The organism is Halomonas sp. HP20-15 (assembly GCF_033446685.1).
Taxonomy (GTDB): Bacteria; Pseudomonadota; Gammaproteobacteria; order Pseudomonadales; family Halomonadaceae; genus Modicisalibacter.
This window is the reverse complement of the sequence record NZ_JAWQLY010000013.1, coordinates 25,364-40,640: the sequence shown is the minus strand read 5'-3', so window position 1 is coordinate 40,640 and position 15,277 is coordinate 25,364. Positions and strand designations below refer to the sequence as shown.

Here is a 15,277-nt window from a genome sequence, read left to right as displayed (position 1 = left end):
CTGTATAGCTCAAAACAGCCATAGCTCAACCTGCCGCGGCGCGGCCCGCCAAGGATCCGATTGGCGCTCGCCCGATGCGGCCATACACTCGTCGGGTACGTTGGCTATTCGACAGGGAGGTTGAAGATGATCGATCTGGATACGGTACTGCATGCCCGTGAGGCGCTTGCCGGCACACCCCCGCAACAGGGCACCCCGGGTGACCTGGCGCTACGCGCCATCGCCGGGGAGATCGGCGCCAAGCGGCGCGCCAACCCCGAGTTGGATGACCCGGGCGCGATCCACCTGCTGGTCACCGAGTCCCAGGGCCGGGTCGGGCTGGACGAAGAGCTGTGTCGCAAGGCGTGCGACTACGCCCAGAGCGGCCGGTAGCGCTCAGCCCCATAACGCTCCGCCCAGCCCGGCGACCAGCACGACCGCCCATACCGGTAGCGGCGTGTATTTCAGCAGGCTCCACAGCGCGGCCACGGCCGCCATGTCGGCGGGGTCGGCGACGCTGGAGCGGAACACCGGGTCATAGAGCGCCGCCAGCAGCAGACCGACGGTCGCCGCGGTCACCCAGGCCATGGCATTGGCCAGGCGCGGCCTGCCGCGCAGGCGAGACCACAGCGGCAGCACCGCCAGCAGCAACAGCCAGCCGGGCAGGAAGATCGCCGTCAGGGCCACCAGGCCATCGAGCAGCGAGCCATTGAGCGCGCTGCCCAGGTAGCCGGCTAAGGTGAACATCGGCCCCGGCACCGCCTGCGCCAGGCTGTAGCCGGCGATGAAAGTCGCCTCGTCCATGCCCGTACGGATCAGCGGCTCGGCGCCGAGCAGTGGCAGCACCACATGGCCGCCGCCAAATACCAGGGAGCCGACGCGGTAGAAGGTGTCGAAGACCGCCAGCCCGGGGACCAGCCACACCGCCAGCCAGAGTAGTGCAAACGCGATCCATGCCCAGCGATGGGGGCGGGTGACGGCAGGCCGCGTTGCGCCGGCAGCCCGTTCGGCGTCGCCCATGAGTGATCCCAACAGCGCCGCGCCGAGCAGCGCCGCCACCTGAGTCGCGGTGCCCGGCATCAGCCACACGGCGATCGACGTCAACAGAGCCAGCACTCGGCGCGGGGTATCCGGGCAGCAGCGTGCCTGCAGGGTCAGCACGGCATCGGCGACCACCGCCACGGCGAGCAGCTTCAGCCCGCTCAAGGCGCCCGCCACCCAGGCGTTGTCGGGCGCCCCGGTCAGCCACAGCCCGGCGCCCAGCATCAATAGCGCGGACGGCAGGGTGAAGCCGGCGAAGGCCGCCAGGCTGCCCGTCACGCCATGCTGGCGATAGCCGATCGCCATGCTCATCTGCGAGCTGGCCGGCCCCGGCAGGAACTGACACAGCGCCAGCAGCTCGGCGTAGTCGCGCTCGTCGAGCGTTGCGCGCTCGATGACATAGCGGCGGTGGAAATACCCCAGGTGGGCGATCGGGCCGCCGAAGCTGACGCAGCCCAGCTTCAGGAAATCGAGAAAGATGGCAAGTGGCATGACAATCCCCGTGGTCGGCCTCGTCCTAGACTAACCGGTGCATTCTGTCGGCCGTGTTACGGCCGGCGCCCGGGAGCCGTTTTGTTGGGCGTTTGTATGGACCGCTCGCGCCGCTGGGGTAGACTCGGCATTTCCCTCATCGGATTTCGTGGAGTCGCCATGTCGTTCGTTCCCCGCTTCACCAATGGCCAGGCGTTTAACCAGACGCTGGGCAAGATCGTCTGCGTCGGCCGCAATTACGCCGAGCACGCCCGCGAGCTCGACAACCCGGTGCCCAGCGCGCCGCTTTTGTTCATCAAGCCGGCGAGTAGCGCCGTGGATATCGACGAGCCGCTGGAAAGTCAGTTCGAGCGCGGCGAGGTGCATTTCGAGGCCGAACTGGCGCTACTGATCGGCACGCCGCTGACCCGTGCAACGCCGCATGCGGCGCAGCGGGCCGTCGTCGGGCTGGGGTTGGCGCTGGATCTGACCCTGCGCGACGTGCAGGCGCAGCTCAAGGACAAGGGGCATCCGTGGGAGGTCGCCAAGGCCTTCGACGCGGCCTGTCCGCTGACGCCGTTCGCCCTGGTCGAGGGCGAGCCCGACTGGCAGGCGCTGCATTTTACGCTGGACATCGACGGCGAACGCCGCCAGACCGGCGACAGCGGCGACATGCTGTTCGCGATTCCTGAACTGCTGGCCGAAATGAGCCGCCACTTCACGCTGATGCCCGGCGACGTGGTGCTGACCGGCACGCCGGCGGGGGTCGGGGCCTTGCCGCGTGGCGCCGAAATCAGCCTGGCGCTGCAGGCCGGCGCCAGCCACGGTGCCGTCGAGGCGATCACCCGCACCGCCGACTAGCCCGGGGCGGGTTCAGAAGCGCTGCCGGTTACCTCGACGCTTACTCGAGGTAGGTATAGCCCTCGAGGCCGGCGGCCAGGTCGTCCATGAAGTGCGTCCGCTCGGCATCGTCGAGCGAGCTGGCTTGAAGCTGGGCATCGAGCCGGGCACGCAGCACCTCGGCGTCGAAGTTGACGTAGCGCAGCACGTCGGCGACCCGGTCGCCATGCTGGAGGCTCGATAGCTGCCACTGGCCGTCGGCGTCGAGCGCGGCGTCGACCGAGTCGGTATCGCCGAACAGGTTGTGCAGGTCGCCGAGGATCTCCTGATAGGCGCCGACTAGGAACAGCCCCAGCAACTTGTCGTCGTGGTCGTCCCACTCGGGCAGCGGCAGGGTGCTTTCCAGGCCCTGGCCGTCGACGTAGCTGTCGATGCGCCCGTCGGAATCGCAGGTGATGTCCTGAATCACCCCGCGGCGGGTCGGCTCGCGGTCCAGCCCGGTCAGCGGCAGCACCGGGAAGACCTGCTTGATGCCCCACACGTCGGGCAGCGACTGGAACAGCGAGAAGTTGACGAACAGCTTGTCGGCGAGCTTCTCGCCCAATTCGTCGGCGATGTCGCGGTGGGCGCGGTTGCGGCCGTCGAGGCGCGAGCGCAAGCGCTGGCAGGCGGCGAAATACACCGCCTCGCCCTCGGCGCGGGCGTCCAGATCGGCCATGCCCACCACGAAACGCTCCTGCAGTTCGGCGATCGCCTGGGTCAGGTCATGGTACGCCTCGACCTGGCCGCGCGGTTCCTGCATGGTCTCGAGCCGGTCATAGACGCGCCACAGCTCGTCGACCTGGGGATCGTCCTCGGCGCGTCGGCGCGGCGGGGCGGTTTCACCGATGCGCTCCTCGTCGATGACGTTGGTGATCAGCACCGCATGGTGCGCCGTCAGTGCCCGGCCGGACTCGGAAATCAGATGCGGATGGGGGATGCCCTCGGCCTCGCAGGCCTGGCTGAACGCCCACACCACGTTGCTGGCGTACTCGCGCATCGAATAGTTGATCGAGCAGAAGCTGCGCGATCGGGTTCCTTCATAATCCACGCCCAAGCCGCCGCCGACGTCGACGGTGTCCACCGGCGCGCCCAGTTCGCGCAGGCTCCGGTAGAAGCGTGCGCACTCGCGCAGGCCGCGTTGAATGTCGCGGATATTGGCGATCTGCGAGCCGAGATGGAAGTGCACCAATTGCAGGCTGGCCAGCGCATCGGCTTCGCGCAGGCGCTCGACCACGCCGAGGATCTGCATCGCGGTGAGGCCGAACTTGGACTTCTCGCCGCCGCTGTCCTGCCACTTGCCCTTGCCCACCGAGGCCAGCCGCGCGCGCAGCCCGATCCGCGGCTTCACGCCGATGCGCTCGGCCTCCTCGAGGATCAGGTTGAGTTCCGAGAACTTCTCCACCACCAGGTAGACCCGGTGGCCGAGCTTCTCGCCCATCAGCGCCAGGCGTACGTATTCGCGATCCTTGTAGCCATTGCAGACGATCAGCGACGAGCCGTCGGTGGACAGCGCCAGTACCGCCAGCAGCTCGGGCTTGCTGCCGGCCTCCAGGCCGACGCGGCCATGGCCGCGCTCCTGGGTGGCGAGGATCTCCTCGACCACCCGGCGCTGCTGGTTGACCTTGATCGGGTAGACCGCGGTATAGCCGCCCTGGAAGGATTCCTCGCGCATCGCCGTGTCGAACGCCGCGCAGAGCTGCTCCACGCGGTCGTGCAGGATGTCGGTAAAGCGCACCAGCACCGGCAGGCGCAGGCCGGCCTCGCGCAGCTGGTCGACCAGTGCATCGAGCGGCAGCGCCGGGCCTTCGATCTCGCTGCCCAGCGGTCGGACCACGGCATGGCCGTGATCGTCGACGTCGAAATAGCCACTTCCCCACTGGTCGATGTTGTAGGTGCGGCGTGCCTGTGCGGCGGATGCGGTCATGTGGCGGTCTCCCTGAAGAGCCTGAACGGGCCGTCGTGAATGGCGGCGGCGCTGGTGCGCCCGGCCCGGCGGTGGCGCATTATGCCGGCGTCGGGCGGGGCTGTCAGCGTGGCGAAAGTGCGTTTGTCGATGTGCCGTGGAGCATAGCAGCGCTCACGCCGGAAGGGGCAAGGCATCCGCGGCGATGCGTGCCTTGAGAATGCTGCGGAAGCGCTCCGGATCGTGAGGTGTCAGTTCGTGGGCCGGCGGATCGACGTAGATCACCAGCAGCCGCGAGAGCCAGTAGCGCAGCGCGGTCATGCGCAGCATCATCGGCCACAGCGCCCGCTCGGCGTCGCTCAGCGGACGACGCTTGAGGTAGGCGCCGAGCAGCGCGTCGTGGCGTGCCGGCTCGAGATGGCCGCGCGCGTCGCTGGCCCAGTCGTTGACGACGATCGCCAGGTCGAAAAGTAGATCGCCGCTGCAGCCATTGTAGAAATCGATGATCCCGCCAAGCCGGTCGCCGTCGAACAGGGTGTTGTCGCGGAACAGGTCGCCGTGGATGGCGCCCTTGGGCAGCAGGTCGGGATCGCCGAAGGCGCTCTGATAGCTGTCGATCTCGTCGCCCATCAGCGCCTGGTCGCCGGGCGTGAGGTACGCGTAGACCTTATGGTGGCTGGCCAGCAGCCAGTTCAGGTCGCGCGGGTTGGGGCGATGGCCGTCGAAGTGCTGACCGACCTTGTGCATGCGTCCCAGCGCATCGCCGAGCGCGCGACACTGGGCGAGATTCGGCGACTCGGGGTGCTTGCCGGGCAAGCGCGGGAACAGCAGTGCCGGCTTGTCGGCGAGGCTCTGCAGCGCCACGCCCTGGCGGTCGTGCAGCGGACCGGGGACCGGCAGACGATGCTCGTCGAGATAGTCGAGCAGGTCGACGAAGAACGGCAGTTCATCGTGCTCGCCCTGCTCGAACAGCGTCAGCACCAACTCGTGTCGGTCGGTGGTGACGAAGAAGGTGGAGTTCTCGGTGCCGCTGGCGACGCCTTCGCAAGCGACCAGCCGGCCGGCGTCGAAGCGCTCGAGAAAGCTCGCGATCTGGGCGTCGTCGAGCGGAGTGAATACAGCCATGGTGTTCTCGCCCTGGTGTCCAAGCGGACCAGGCGCCTGTCAGTTTGATACTGAGGAGGGCTCCTGGCTTATCCAAGCGGGCTATTGTAGCGAGTCGACGGCCGACCTTGCAGTGATAACGACCGATGGCGGCCAGCGGCGTTGGCGCCCGAGCGGCTCACCAGGAGATCAGCACCCACTGCGGCGGCACCACCCGCTCGTTGTCGCTGCGCCGGAAATCGCCGTCGCCGTTATCGTCGACCAGGTAGTACGACGGCCCGACCTTGGGCTTGATCTCGATGGCGTAGAGTTGGCCGTTGATGCGGTACTCGCGGATCGTACGGTCTTCCTCCTGGCGCACGGTGATATCCGGCGTTACCGACTCATCCGAGTCCTGGGCCAGCACCGGCGGCGCCAGGCCGGCCAACAGGCCGAGCGCGACCAGCGTGGCGGGAATCAGGTGGGGTAATTTCATGGCAACCTCCAGGCTTGGGGAAACGCCTCTAAGCGATACCCGCAGTGTATGCATAAGGGTCCTGGCATGCACTGACTTTAGGGTTTGGCCGCCATGACGCAACGCCCCCGGGGCCGGCTCGAGACGGGATTCCGCCCGGATGCCTGACGCCCCGGGGCGGCTTGCGTATCATGGACGCATCGATCGCTAATCGCTGAGGTGCTCCACCCATGGCCGACACGCCGCCCATCGTCCTCGTCGATGGCTCCTCCTATCTGTATCGCGCCTTTCATGCGCTGCCGCCGTTGACCACTTCGACCGGCCAGCCGACCGGGGCGGTCAAGGGCGTGATCAGCATGATCAAGAGCCTGATCCGGCAATATCCGCAGAGTCCCATGGCGGTGGTCTTCGACGCCAAGGGCAAGACCTTCCGCGACGAACTGTTCGAGCAGTACAAGGCCCAGCGACCGCCGATGCCCGACGACCTGCGCAGCCAGGTCGAACCGCTGCACGCCTGCATCCGCGCCCTCGGCCTGCCGCTTCTGTGCATCGAGGGGGTCGAGGCCGACGACGTGATCGGCACGCTGGCGCGCCACGCCACCGAGGCCGGCCGCGATGCGGTGATCTCCACCGGCGACAAGGACATGGCGCAGCTGGTCAATGCGCACATCACGCTGGTCAACACCATGAAGAACGAGACCCTCGACGCCGCCGGCGTCGAGGCCAAGTTCGGCCTGCCGCCGGAGCGGATCATCGACTTCCTGGCGCTGATGGGCGACAAGGTCGACAACATCCCCGGCGTGCCCGGGGTCGGCGAGAAGACCGCGCTGGGCCTGCTGCAGGGCATCGAGGGCGGGCTCGACGGCGTCTACGCCAACCTCAAGTCGATCAAGGCGCTGAGCTTTCGCGGCGCCAAGACGCTCGACAAGAAGCTTGAGGCCAATCGCGAGCAGGCATTCCTGTCCTACCAACTGGCGACCATCAAGACCGACTGCGCGTTGCCGGTGGACCTCGACGACCTGGACATCGCCCATCCCGATCGCGAGGCGCTGACCCGGCTGTATCGCGAGCTCGAGTTCAAGGCCTGGCTCGGCGAATTGCTGGCCGGCCGCGACGAGGGCGTCGACGACGTGTCGGGCGGCGCTCCGTCCGGCAGCGCTGTGGCGGGCGACTCAACGGTCGGCAGCGAGCTCGACGAGGACGTGACCCTGGCCAAGCCGGCCCGCGAGGACTACACGCTGTTCGAGCAGGCCGACCTGGACGTCTGGCTCAAGCGCCTCGCCGCCGCACAGGCGTTCTGCTTCGATCTCGAGACCAACAGCCTCAACTACATGGACGCCGAGATCGTCGGCATCGGCCTGGCGCTCGAACCCGGCGAGGCGGCTTACATCCCGGTCGGCCACGACTATATCGATGCCCCCGCGCAGCTCGACCGCGACGCCGTGCTCGCTGCGCTCAAGCCGCTGCTGGAAGACCCCGCCAAGGGCAAGATCGGTCAGAATCTCAAGTACGACATCTCGGTGCTGGCGCGCTACGGCATCCGCGTGGCCGGCACGCTGACCGACACCATGCTCGAATCCTACGTGCTCAACTCCACCGCGACTCGCCACGACATGGACTCGCTGGCGCTCAAGTACCTCGGCGAGAAGACCATCAGCTTCGAGGAGGTCGCCGGCAAGGGCGCCAAGCAGCTGACCTTCAACCAGGTCGCCCTGGAGCAGGCGGTGCCCTACGCCTGCGAGGACGTCGACGTCACCCTGCGGCTGCATCATGAACTGCGCCCGCGCATCGAGGCCCAGGGTCGCCTCGCCGAGGTGCTCGATAGGCTCGAGCGACCGATGATTCCGGTGCTCTCGCGCATGGAACGCACCGGCGTGGCGCTCGACGTGAGCCTGCTGCACGCCCAGAGCCAGGCGCTCGAGACGCGCATCCGCGAGATCGAGAAGGACGCCTTCGAGATCGCCGGACGCGAGTTCAACCTCGGCTCGCCCAAGCAACTCTGCGACATCCTGTTCGAAGAGCAGAAGATTCCGGTGCTCAAGAAGACCCCCAAGGGCGCGCCGTCCACCGCCGAGGCGGTGCTCGAGGAGCTGGCGCTGGACTACCCGCTGCCCAAGGTAATCATGCAGCACCGCGGGCTGACCAAGCTCAAGTCGACCTACACCGACAAGCTGCCGCTGCTGATCAACCAGGCCACCGGGCGCATCCACACCAGCTACCATCAGGCGGTGACCGCTACCGGGCGGCTGTCGTCGTCCGATCCCAACCTGCAGAACATTCCCATCCGCACCGAGGAGGGACGCAAGATCCGCCAGGCGTTCGTTGCCCGGCCGGGCTATCGCATCGTCGCCGCCGACTACTCGCAGATCGAGCTGCGCATCATGGCGCACCTCTCCGAGGACAAGGGGCTGCTCGAGGCCTTCGAGGAAGAGCGCGACATCCACACCGCCACCGCCGCCGAGGTCTTCGGCGTGGCGCTGGACAAGGTCACGCCGGATCAGCGTCGCAGTGCCAAGGCGATCAACTTCGGGCTAATCTATGGCATGAGCGCCTGGGGGCTTTCCAAGCAGCTACACATCGAAGCCAAGCAGGCCAAGGTCTACATCGAACGCTATTTCGAGCGTTATCCCGGTGTCGCGCGCTTCATGGACAACATCCGCGCTCAGGCCGCCGACGACGGCTTCGTCGAGACGGTGTTCGGTCGCCGGCTCTACCTGCCCGAAATCAATTCGCGCCAGCATGCCCGCCGTCAGGCCGCCGAGCGCACCGCCATCAACGCCCCGATGCAGGGCACCGCCGCCGACATCATCAAGCGCGCGATGATCGACGTCGACGGTTGGCTGTCGCCGGCCGGCGGCGAGAGCGATTTCGACGCCTGGATGGTCATGCAGGTCCACGACGAGCTGGTCTTCGAGGTCAGGGAATCGCAGGTCGACGACTTCATCGGCATCGTCAAGCAGCGCATGCAGGACGCCGCCGAACTCAAGGTGCCGCTGATCGTCGAGGCCGAATCGGGTGCCAACTGGGACGAGGCGCACTGAGATATCGTAGGAAAGGCCAGGACTTCGCGTGGCAATAGGCGACCGATGATGAAGGGCAGTAGCCCCAGGGAGACAGCTAATGCAGGAAGTCGAGATTCTCGCTTTCGATGTGTTCGGTACCGTCGTCGACTGGCATGGCTCGATCGCTCGCGAAGTCGAGGCGCTAAACCTGGGCGTCGATGGCGGCGAGTTCGCATTGGCGTGGCGCGCCGGCTATCGGCCGGCGATGCAGCGGGTGATGTCTGGTGAGCTGGGCTGGACGCTGATCGACGACCTGCATCGGGGTATCCTCGATGATGTGCTGGTGCAGTTCGGCATCACCTTGCTGACGGAGTCTCAGAAGCGCAACCTCAACCGCGTATGGCATCGCCTGGAGCCGTGGCCGGACGCCGTCGAGGGGCTGTCGCGGCTCAAGCAGCGCTTCATGATTTGCACGCTGTCCAATGGCAATCTGGGGCTACTCGCCAACATGGCCAAACGCGTCGGGCTGGCGTGGGACTGTCTCCTCTCGGCGGAAGTGTTTCGCCAGTACAAGCCGCATCCCGATACCTATCTGGGTGTGGCGCGGGTCTTCGATGTGCCGGCCGAGGCGGTAATGATGGTTGCGGCGCACCAGGACGATCTCGACAGCGCACGCTCTTATGGTCTCAAGACGGCGTACATCGAGCGTCCGAATGAGTTCGGTGCTGCCAATCCCAAGGATATTGCCGGATCGTCGGCCAACGACCGGCATGCTGGGTCGATCATCGCGTTGGCCGAGCAACTCGGCTGCTGAAGTGCGCCGTGCTGGTGTGCAGGCCAGGCGGTGTAGTGGCTCTGTGAGTACCAGACCCTTAGCCTGTTACACGACGATCTCTGGACATAAAAGGACAACGGTATGAGCTATGCTCCCGCGGATTCTCGCTACGAACACATGCACTACAACCGTTGCGGACGCAGCGGCCTGAAGCTGCCGGCGCTGTCGCTGGGGCTGTGGCACAACTTCGGCGACAACGCCCACCACGACAACGCCCGCGAGATCTGCCGCACCGCGTTCGATCACGGCATCACCCACTTCGACCTGGCCAACAATTACGGGCCGCCGCCGGGCAGCGCCGAGGAGTTGTTCGGGCGTATCCTCAAGACGGATTTCGCCGGCCATCGCGACGAGCTGCTGATCTCTACCAAGGCGGGCTACACCATGTGGCCGGGGCCCTACGGCGACTGGAGCAGCCGCAAGTACCTGACGGCGAGCCTCGACCAGAGTCTCAAGCGCCTGGACGTCGACTACGTCGACATCTTCTACTCGCACCGCTTCGACCCCGAGACACCGCTCGAGGAGACCATGGGTGCACTGGACAGCGCGGTGCGCCAGGGCAAGGCGCTGTACGTGGGCATCTCCTCCTACAACGCCCAGCGCACCCGCGAGGCCGTGGCGATCCTGCGCGAGCTCGGCACGCCGTGCCTGATCCATCAGCCGAGCTATTCGATGATCAACCGCTGGGTCGAGGACGACGGCCTGCTCGATACCCTCGATGAACTGGAGGTGGGCGCGATCGCTTTCTCGCCGCTGGCCCAGGGCATATTGACCGGCAAGTACCTGAAGGGCGTGCCCGAAGACAGCCGCCTGGCCCAGGGCGGCGCACTGCGCGAAGCGCACCTCTCGGCGGACAACCTGGAGCGGGTGCGCGCGCTGAACGCGATCGCCGAGCGGCGCGGCCAGAACCTGGCGCAGATGGCGCTGGCCTGGGTGCTGCGCAAGCCCCAGGTGGCCTCGGCGCTGATCGGCGCGAGCCGCCCGCAACAGGTCGTCGATTGCGTCGGCGCGCTCCAGTGTCTCGATTTCAGCGACGACGAGCTGGCCGAGATCGACCGTTACGCCGCGGAAGGAGGCGTCAATCTATGGGCGGCCTCGGCGGAGCGCTAGACCCGATAGACGTAAAGTAGTTGGAACAGCCACCGACCCGAATCGTTATCCACCATTCTGGATGAGACGCCTCCGCCAACCGCCGGAGGCGTTTTTGTGAACGCAAGCCGCAGAATATCTTCGATGCGGAGGTCTTGGTCGTGCCAATGAACTGCTAGTCTGAGGATGCGCCGAGGCGCCCACCCCCATCGAAAGGAGTTCGATCCCATGCAATTGCATAATGCACGCACGGTCCTCGCGGCAGCCGCCATCGGCCTTGCCACGCTGGGCCAGGCCCAGGTCGCCAGTAGCGACAGCCTCAAAGAAAAAGCCGGTAGCATGGCCTCGAGCGTTGCCGAGTCCCAGGGCGGCTCGGGCGGTTCGATGCTGAGCGCCCTGTCCGGTGGCTCGTTCAGCCTGGCCAACATGAAGAATGCGGCGGGCGTGCTGAGTTTCTGCCAGGAAAACGGCTACTCGGCCAAGGCCAGCGACACCGCCAAGGACAAGCTGATGAACAAGCTGGGCATCAACAAGGACAGCGATGACCAAGACTACCAGCAGGGCCTGAAAGGGATGGTGCAGGGCAAGGATGGGCAATCCTTCGACCTCAGCAGCGTCAAGACGAAAGTCGGCGAGAAGGCCTGCGGCATGATTGCCGACAAGGCCATGTCGTCCTTTCTCGGCGGCTGATTGCCGTATTTGCCTGGCGCATTTGCCTGAATGGCCCCGGGCGCTCGAGGCGCGTGATTGCCTGATTGCATCGAGCCGATAGCTCACCAGGCGGGCGTATCGGTCGTATGCTTGGGGCTGACCAGTAACGGAGGGATTCATGGCTAACGAACCGCAGGCACCGGCACAGGCATCGTCGGCGCCGGATAGCGGGCCGGACGAGGAGACGATCCGCCTGGCCACGCAGATCTTCAATGCCGCACGCGCGGGAGAAACCGACAACTTCCGCCACTGGCTGGAGCAGGGCCTGCCGCCCAACATGCGCAACCAGAAGGGCGATAGCCTGCTGATGCTGGCCAGCTATCACGGCCACGTCGAAACCACCCGCGTGCTGCTCGAACATGGTGCCGACCCGGAACTGCGTAACGACAACGGCCAGAATCCGCTGGCCGGGGCCGCCTTCAAGGGCAATCTGGCGATGGTCAGATTGCTGTTGGAAAACGGTGCCGAGGTCGACGGCTCGTCGCCCGACGGCAAGACCGCGCTGATGTTTGCGGCGATGTTCAACCACACCGAGATCGTCGATTATCTGTTGGCCAGTGGCGCCGACCGGAACGCCCGCGAAAGCAAGGGGATGACGGCCTTTGATCTGGCCACGGCGATGGGCGCCGAGGCCACCTCGGCGCAACTGGCCCGGGCCGGCTAGCGCCGGTGGGTCGCACGCACTAGCCGGGGCCGAGCGCGCCGGGCTCATCGACGTCCTTCAGGATGCCCGGGTCGGCGGTGGCGATCTCGACGCAGGCCGCGGGGTTGTCGAGCAGGATGTGGCGCGCTCCGCTATCGCCTTTCAATTGACACAGGGCCGGCCAGAATTCCCGACCGAACACCACCGGATGGCCGCCTTCGCCCTGGAAGGTCGGCCGCACGATCAGCGCTTCGCCGGCCCGCTGGGCCAGCGCCACGAAGGTCGCGTCGCGTATCCACGGCATGTCGCCGAGCATCACCGCGACGGCACGGATGTGGCTTTCGTTCATCAGCGTGGCGACGCCGAAGGCCAGGCTGGCCCCCATGCCGTGCTGCGCGGCGGGATTTCTCAAGGTGACGATATCGGCGGAGATGCCCAGCAGGGCGGCATCGTCATCGCTGCCGATGACCACATGAATGTCGCGAAAGTGCGGGCGCAGCGTGGCCAGGGTGGCGGCGAGCAGCGTGCCGCGACCGGGCAATTCCGCCAGGCGCTTGTCGCTGCCGAAGCGCCGCGACTGGCCGGCGGCAAGCACCAGGGCGGCAATGCTGTCAGCGGGTGTCACGAGCTCGGCCATGGTGGACCCTCATCACGTCGGCGATCGTGGCCAGGGCGATCTCGGCGGGAGTCTTGCTGCCCAGATCGAGACCGATCGGCATATGGATGCGTGCCAGGTCCGCGTCGCTCAGTCCGCCGGAACGCGCCAGCCGCGTCGCCCGGTCGTCCGAGGTCTTGCGCGAGCCCATCACGCCGATATAAAAGGCTTCGGTACGCACCGCCTCGATCATCGCTAAGTCGTCGATGCGCGGGTCGTGGGTCAGCGCGAGTACCGCGGTGGCTTCATGGCAGGCGCCCTTGGCGATGAACAGCGAGGGCAGTGTCGGCTCGACCGTCACACCCTCGACGGCGAATTCCCGACAGTCCTCCTCGCGTGGATCGCAGACGATCACTTCGTAGCCCAGTTCGCGCGCAAAGCGGGCGCAGGCCTCGGCCACCGGCGAGATACCGGCGAGTATCAAGCGTACCACCGGGCCCACGCGGATCGACACGCCCCCGGCCTGGTGCGACACGCGCGCGCCGCTGCGGCCATCGTCGTCGTCCAGCCGACAGGCGCCGACGTCGAGCGCGACGCGACGTATCAGCTTGCGCCGGCCGAGCAGTGCGTCGCGCAGCGCCTGTAGATGGGCGAGCCACTCGGCGGTCGGCGCGCGGCGCTCGATGAGCACCTCGAGCACGCCGCCGCAGGGCAGGGCGAGCCGCGCGCCCTCCTCGGTGCTGTCGCCATAACGATGGATCGTGGCGGGCGCGTCGAAGGCGCCGGCCTGCAACTGCTCGATGAACGTCTCCTCGACGCAGCCGCCCGACAGCGACCCCAGATAGCCGCCGTCACCGCGCGCGATGAGCATCGAGCCCGGCGCACGCGGCGAGGAACCATAGGTCGAGATTACCGTACACAGCCAGAGGGTATGGCCGTCGCGGGCCCAGTCGAGGGCTTGCGACAGCACACGGACATCCATATCGAGCATTTACTGCATCCGTTGTCGGCCGCCTCGCGAGCGGCTGTCGAGGTTTCACATACTATGGTCCGAAGGGGCGTGACGCGCCAACCCGTGCTACACCAAGGTCGTCTTGCCGCACCGGCCGGCAGCGACGACGCTGAGTCGACACTGACAATAACGCCGAGGCTCGCATGGCCAACCAGTCGCTCGCCGGAGACCGACCCGAGCAGTGGGATGCCGCCCTGCTGTTGCACGGCCTCGATGCCATGACCGAATGGGTGGTGGTGGTCGACGCCGAAGGCCGCATCAGCTATCTCAACGCCCCCTATGCCGACTTCCTCGAGGTCGATCCGGTCGCGGCGATCGGCCGTCCGGTGAGCGAGATCATCGAGAACACTCGCATGCCCGAGGTGCTGGCCTCGGGCAAGGCCGAGCTCGCGCAATTGCAGATGGTGCGCGGCCATCACATGATCGCCCATCGCTACCCGATCCGCGCGGGCGGTCGGGTGATCGGGGCGATCGGTACGGTGATCTATCACGATACCTGGGAGTGGCGCCAGATGAACGCCCAGGTCGAGGCGCTGGAGGCCGAGGTCGACTACTACCGGCAGGCGCTCGATTCCCGCGCCGGGGCGCGCTGGCAGCTGACTGACGTGGTCGGCGAGAGCGAATCGATGCGCACGCTCAACGCCAAGGTCCGCAAGATCGCCCCGGGCGATGCCTCGGTGCTGATCCGCGGCGAGTCGGGTACCGGCAAGGAGCTCTACGCCCATGCCCTGCATCGATTGTCGGAGCGCGCCGCCGGGCCGTTCATCAAGCTCAACTGCGCGGCGATCCCCGAGCAACTGCTCGAGGCCGAGCTGTTCGGCTACGAAGAGGGCGCCTTCACCGGCGCGCGCAAGGGCGGCAAGCCGGGCAAGTTCCAGCTCGCCCACGGTGGCACGCTATTCCTCGATGAGATCGGCGACATGCCGCTGGCGATGCAGGTCAAGCTGCTGCGCGTCCTGCAGGACCGCGAGGTCGAAGCGGTCGGGGCGACCCGGCTGGTGCCGGTCGACGTGCGGGTGATCGCCGCCACCCATCGGCCGCTCGAGAGCCTGGTGGCACGCGGCGAATTCCGCGAGGACTTGTTCTATCGCGTCAACGTCGTGCCGCTGGCGATTCCCGCCCTGCGCGAACGCAGCGAGGACGTGCCGGGGCTGGCCCGGCACGTCCTCAAGCGGCTGGCCGAACGCCGCGGCCGGCGCTGTCCGACGCTGTCCGACGCGGCGCTGGAGTGCCTGTGTCGACACAGCTGGCCGGGCAACGTACGTGAGCTTGAAAACGTCCTCGAGGCGGCGTTCTACCTGGGCGGCTCGCGGCTCGAGGTCGACGATCTGCCCGAGGCGTTGCGCTGTGCACCGACGCTTCCCCACAGCGGCGACGGCTCGCTGCGTGCCACCCTGGAGGCCGCCGAGCGCGAAGCGCTGGAACGCGCGCTGATCGAAAGTGGCGGCAACCGCACCCGGGCCGCCAAGCGGCTGGGTATCGCCAAGTCCTCCTTCTACGAGAAGCTCTCCCGGCATCGCCTGGCCGGTTTCTCGGCGGCATCTTGAGCGTCCGGC

At 66.8% G+C, this 15,277-nt stretch carries 14 protein-coding genes; 8 read left to right on the top strand and 6 right to left on the bottom strand.

The window, feature by feature from the left end:
- Positions 1-126 precede the first annotated feature (126 nt).
- Positions 127-372 (top strand): hypothetical protein, encoded by a 246-nt coding sequence (locus tag R6258_RS15745; RefSeq protein WP_318452681.1) that lies wholly within the window; start codon positions 127-129, stop codon positions 370-372.
- A gap of 3 nt (positions 373-375) precedes the next feature.
- Here R6258_RS15745 and chrA read toward each other — a convergent pair whose 3' ends face one another.
- The gene (chrA, locus tag R6258_RS15740; RefSeq protein WP_318452680.1) at positions 376-1,512 is read right to left on the bottom strand and encodes a chromate efflux transporter; all 1,137 of its coding nucleotides are present in this window, start codon (positions 1,510-1,512) and stop codon (positions 376-378) included.
- 159 nt (positions 1,513-1,671) lie between these two features.
- On the opposite strand from chrA, the gene R6258_RS15735 reads away from it, so the two are divergent.
- Complete coding sequence (locus tag R6258_RS15735) at positions 1,672-2,352, top strand: fumarylacetoacetate hydrolase family protein (protein ID WP_318452679.1); 681 nt, start codon at positions 1,672-1,674, stop codon at positions 2,350-2,352.
- A gap of 40 nt (positions 2,353-2,392) precedes the next feature.
- Here the strand turns inward: R6258_RS15735 and speA are convergent, their stop codons facing one another.
- From speA to R6258_RS15720, 3 genes are all read right to left on the bottom strand, one after another.
- Positions 2,393-4,297, bottom strand: a complete 1,905-nt coding sequence (gene speA, locus R6258_RS15730) for a biosynthetic arginine decarboxylase (RefSeq protein ID WP_318452678.1) — start codon at positions 4,295-4,297, stop codon at positions 2,393-2,395.
- A gap of 153 nt (positions 4,298-4,450) precedes the next feature.
- Positions 4,451-5,401 carry a homoserine kinase gene (locus tag R6258_RS15725; protein ID WP_318452677.1) on the bottom strand — a complete coding sequence of 317 codons (951 nt, stop codon included), beginning with the start codon at positions 5,399-5,401 and terminating at the stop codon, positions 4,451-4,453.
- A gap of 157 nt (positions 5,402-5,558) precedes the next feature.
- The gene (locus R6258_RS15720; protein ID WP_318452676.1) at positions 5,559-5,855 is read right to left on the bottom strand and encodes a DUF2782 domain-containing protein; all 297 of its coding nucleotides are present in this window, start codon (positions 5,853-5,855) and stop codon (positions 5,559-5,561) included.
- 209 nt (positions 5,856-6,064) lie between these two features.
- Here R6258_RS15720 and polA point away from each other — a divergent pair, with 209 nt between their 5' ends.
- The 5 genes from polA to R6258_RS15695 all read left to right on the top strand — a co-directional run bounded on the left by polA (position 6,065) and on the right by R6258_RS15695 (position 12,135).
- On the top strand, positions 6,065-8,875 hold the full coding sequence (gene polA / locus R6258_RS15715) for a DNA polymerase I (RefSeq protein WP_318452675.1): 2,811 nt from the start codon (positions 6,065-6,067) through the stop codon (positions 8,873-8,875).
- A gap of 79 nt (positions 8,876-8,954) precedes the next feature.
- Positions 8,955-9,650: a haloacid dehalogenase type II gene (locus R6258_RS15710; RefSeq protein WP_318452674.1), complete on the top strand. Its 696-nt coding sequence runs from the start codon at positions 8,955-8,957 to the stop codon at positions 9,648-9,650.
- 102 nt (positions 9,651-9,752) lie between these two features.
- Complete coding sequence (gene mgrA / locus R6258_RS15705) at positions 9,753-10,781, top strand: L-glyceraldehyde 3-phosphate reductase (RefSeq protein ID WP_318452673.1); 1,029 nt, start codon at positions 9,753-9,755, stop codon at positions 10,779-10,781.
- A 207-nt stretch (positions 10,782-10,988) separates the two neighbouring features.
- Positions 10,989-11,450, top strand: a complete 462-nt coding sequence (locus R6258_RS15700; RefSeq protein ID WP_318452672.1) for a DUF2501 domain-containing protein — start codon at positions 10,989-10,991, stop codon at positions 11,448-11,450.
- Positions 11,451-11,589: 139 nt separating this feature from the next.
- Positions 11,590-12,135, top strand: a complete 546-nt coding sequence (locus R6258_RS15695; RefSeq protein ID WP_318452671.1) for an ankyrin repeat domain-containing protein — start codon at positions 11,590-11,592, stop codon at positions 12,133-12,135.
- Between the two features lie 19 nt (positions 12,136-12,154).
- On the opposite strand, the gene R6258_RS15690 is transcribed toward R6258_RS15695, so the two are convergent.
- Together R6258_RS15690 and R6258_RS15685 are read right to left on the bottom strand one after the other, a co-directional pair.
- Complete coding sequence (locus R6258_RS15690) at positions 12,155-12,751, bottom strand: nucleotidyltransferase family protein (protein WP_318452670.1); 597 nt, start codon at positions 12,749-12,751, stop codon at positions 12,155-12,157.
- On the bottom strand, positions 12,726-13,700 hold the full coding sequence (locus R6258_RS15685) for an XdhC family protein (RefSeq protein WP_318452669.1): 975 nt from the start codon (positions 13,698-13,700) through the stop codon (positions 12,726-12,728). The genes R6258_RS15690 and R6258_RS15685 overlap by 26 nt, the downstream gene beginning before the upstream one ends.
- Positions 13,701-13,864: 164 nt before the next feature.
- Between R6258_RS15685 and R6258_RS15680 the strand changes: the two genes are divergently transcribed.
- The gene (locus R6258_RS15680) at positions 13,865-15,268 is read left to right on the top strand and encodes a sigma-54 interaction domain-containing protein (protein ID WP_318452668.1); all 1,404 of its coding nucleotides are present in this window, start codon (positions 13,865-13,867) and stop codon (positions 15,266-15,268) included.
- Positions 15,269-15,277: the final 9 nt, after the last annotated feature.